The organism is Thermanaeromonas sp. (genome assembly GCF_021890735.1).
In the GTDB taxonomy this organism is placed as follows: domain Bacteria; phylum Bacillota; class DSM-521; order Neomoorellales; family Neomoorellaceae; genus Thermanaeromonas.
Genome location: NZ_JAKKUR010000125.1, coordinates 1 through 3442, shown reverse-complemented (window position 1 = coordinate 3442; position 3442 = coordinate 1). Strand labels below are relative to the sequence as shown.

The window sequence follows — 3442 nt, the reverse complement described above, 5'->3', positions numbered from 1 at the left end:
AAAATTTTTTGCCAAGAATGCAACCTTTTTCCTTTCATTAGCGTCAATATGGTATAGAATAGGGAAGAGGTGATTCCTATGGGCTAGTTAAACGCAAGCCGTTTTTAGTTTAAGGTTAATACCTAAGATGTCAGCGGTCATGGTCAGCGGTCGCAAAATGTGAATGGAGAGGTTAGCGCTTGTTTATCGTGGAATTAGATAAACTCTTTTCGCTCTTCGGTAAAAGAGGTAATGAGGTGGAAAAATTGTCTTAATTTTGGGGGAGTGAAGAAATGAGCGCTAGGAGAAAACGGGGGTATTTGCTGGCGATCGTTGTGCTTTTGGCCGGTTTTCTTGTTTTGGTTTCGGGGAGGGCAGCCGCACTTTCGGCCGAAAGTATATCCTCCGAAGAAGGTAAGAGGCCGGCGGTACCGGTAGAGGAGGGCCAGAAGAAACCGCATATATCTGACCGGGAGGCCCTGGCCATCATAAGAGAAGCATTTCCCTATCTTCCTGCAGATGGGGTTATGCGGATCGAACTGGAAGAAGACAGTTACCGCGGCCGTACAGTATGGCGCATTAATACAGAGGAACGTCTATCCTACCGGCCGGGTTTCCCCCAGGGTTACCGGGCCACAGTAGACGCAGCCACGGGGGAGATTCTGGAAATGTATTGGTATCCAGTACCCCAAGTAGGGACTGGAGAAAGTAGGGGCCTCATCTCCCGCGATAAGGCCCGACAAATAGCTGAGAGTCTCGCCCGGCGGTTGCAGCCGGAGAAGTTCGCTCAGATGAATTATGAACCCTATCCATCTGGGTATTTTGGCTACCCTAAAGGGCCTTTGAGCATCGCCTACCATTTCTCCTGGGTCCGCACCCACAACGGAATACCTGTAGGAGACGATGGTCTCCACATCTCTGTGGATGCGGTGACCGGCCTGGTTACCGGTTACAGCTTACTATGGCGGGAGGATATAAAGTTTCCCCCTGATGGGCCCGTGTTGGAGGCCAATGCGATCCCCGCACGGGTTGTAGAAAAGGCGGGGATGGCGCAGGTTTACACGGTTTTCCCTGGTAGTGCAGGGGGTTCACCCCAGGTGAAACTGGTCTACCAGGTCAACAGCCGGTATGCTAACCTGGTAGATGCCCGTACAGGGGATTTCCTCAACTTTCAGGGAGAGCCAGCTAAAGACCCCATATTGTATGCTCCCGAAGATTACTTACATATTAGAGAGGAAATGAATCCTCCTACAGCTCCCGCTACAGGGGTGGATCCGGTTAAGGCCAGGGAGGTTGCTGAAAAGTTCTTTAAAGCCCTGGGTTATGAAGGGCAGGTGGAGCGGTCCGGTGGGGGCGAAAGCAGCGGCCCCTTGGGCAGGCAGTCGTGGTGGAGTTATGTACTGCGCTCAGAAGGGCTGAAAGGAGCGGCACCGACTGTGGGTATCGACCCGGCCACCGGGGAGGTTGTGGAGTTCCACGATCCTACCTTCCGCGGGCAACCTTCCGGCCCTGGAGGAAAACATGTTACACGAGACGAGGCTTTGGCCGTGGCCCGAGACTTTATCCAGAAAGCTAGCCCTGCCTATGCGAGCCATGTAGCTTTAGAGAAAAGTCCGCTAGAATGGCGGCAGGGCGCAGAAACTTACTCTTTCCGGTTTTTCCGGGTGGTAAACGGCGTACCCTTCCCCATGGACGGCATGGAGGTAAGTATTGCTTCCGACGGCCGGGTGGTGGGCTACCGGTGCGAGTGGCACCGGGTAACCTTCCCGCCGGCCGAGGGCGTTATCTCGCCGGCAGAAGCAGCGAGCAAGTGGATGGCCCACGCTGCGTACAAGTTAAAGTATTACCTGCCCTGGACGGGCGATGGCCGCGGGAAAGGTGCGCAAGCGAAGCTCGTATACTCTTTGGTACCTCAGGTAGAGGCCGTGGATGCGCTGACCGGAGAGGCATTGGGCCCTGATGGCCGGCCGTGGCAAGGGGCCAGAACCGACTATAATTTCCAACAAAGCTGGGCGGCAGAGGCTCTGCAGCTTTTGGCTGAAAGCGACCTCCTTCCTCCACCGGAAAAGTTTGTGCCGTCAGCACCGGTAACCAGGCGGGAGGCCGTGCGGGTGTTGGTAGCTGCCGCCAGGCGCTACTATGGCCACGAGGAGGTTCCCTCTTCTCCCAGTTTCCGCGACCTGCTGCCTGCCGACCCCGACTTCGGCACGGTCGAGACCGCGGTGGCCTTAGGTATCCTGCCCAAGGAAGGGTCTTTCGCTCCAGATAAGCCTTTAGATAGAAAAACACTGGCCGCGTGGCTGGTCAACGCCGCGAGATACGGTGAGGTGGCAGGCATACCCAATCGGATCACTTCACCCTTCACCGACTTAGAGACCCTTTCCGTCCGCGAACAGAACTATATCGGGCTGGCCTATGGGCTGGGGCTCATGCGGGGAGACGGTATAGGTAAGTTCCGGCCGGACGACCCGGTGACCTGGGAGGAACTCGCCGCCGCGGTGATCCGGGCGCTGCCGCTCCTAGAGGGCGGACGGGGGTGGTAGCCCCTTTCCGCCCTCTCGGGGGCGGACCGGGCGGACAGCCCGGTCAGGATACGTAGCCTTGTTCTGCCATTCGCCCACCCGTTCGACTCTAAGGCCATACTTTCATTGCTTCCTACTTGGATTAAAATGGCAAAACCTTTTTGGTTACCTAAAGGGAGGAGACTCGACATAAATGGCGAATTTAGTAGGCTGATACCAGTTTTACCAGGGAGGAGAGAAAGGCTTTGTCTAGGCGTCCACAGGGTAGCCGGGTCGCCCCATTACCCTGGAGACGGGTAGTCCGGGTGGTCTCTTGGTTATTGCTGTTATACATAGCTTTATTGGGATTAGGTACCCCATCGGCCCAGGCAGGCAACGAAGTTAAAGTTTATATAAATGGAACCTTGCTGAATTCGGGAGTACCCCCTTATGTAGATGCTTCTGGGCGTACCCTGATCCCTATCCGCGCTGTTATGGAGCAGATGGGTGCCCAGGTGGAATGGCAGGGAAGAGAGCAGAAGGTCATCATCCGGCGAGACGGCAATACCCTCGAGCTGTGGATAGGCCAAAGGCAAGCCCGCTTAAATGGTAAAACGTTTGACCTCGATACATCGCCTGTCTTAAGGCAGAACACCACTATGGTTCCTGTGCGTGTGGTGGCTGAGAGCTTTGGGGCTTTGGTGGAATGGGATGGCGCTTCCTTCAGTGTGCGCTTGTGGATACCGGAGAAGGTAGGGTTTGAACAGGCCAGGGTTATAGGTAGTTACGTAAATATACGCAAAGGCCCCGGCCTCCATTATGAAGTCCTGACGGTGGTAAAAAAGGACACACTCTTAAAGGTACTTGGTAGTGTACCGGGATGGTACCAGGTCCAGTGGGCTAGTGGTAAAGTAGGGTGGATCTCTGCTGAGCTAGTGGAACCCCTTACGGGATCTAAGGAG

Annotated in this window: 2 protein-coding genes; both read left to right on the top strand. The window is 55.2% G+C overall.

Annotated elements, in window-relative coordinates:
* Positions 1-272 precede the first annotated feature (272 nt).
* The gene (locus L5656_RS11005; RefSeq protein ID WP_297202903.1) at positions 273-2522 is read left to right on the top strand and encodes a YcdB/YcdC domain-containing protein; all 2250 of its coding nucleotides are present in this window, start codon (positions 273-275) and stop codon (positions 2520-2522) included.
* Positions 2523-2746: 224 nt separating this feature from the next.
* A partial coding sequence (locus L5656_RS11000) for a stalk domain-containing protein (protein ID WP_297202901.1) occupies positions 2747-3442 on the top strand: 696 nt, incomplete at its 3' end.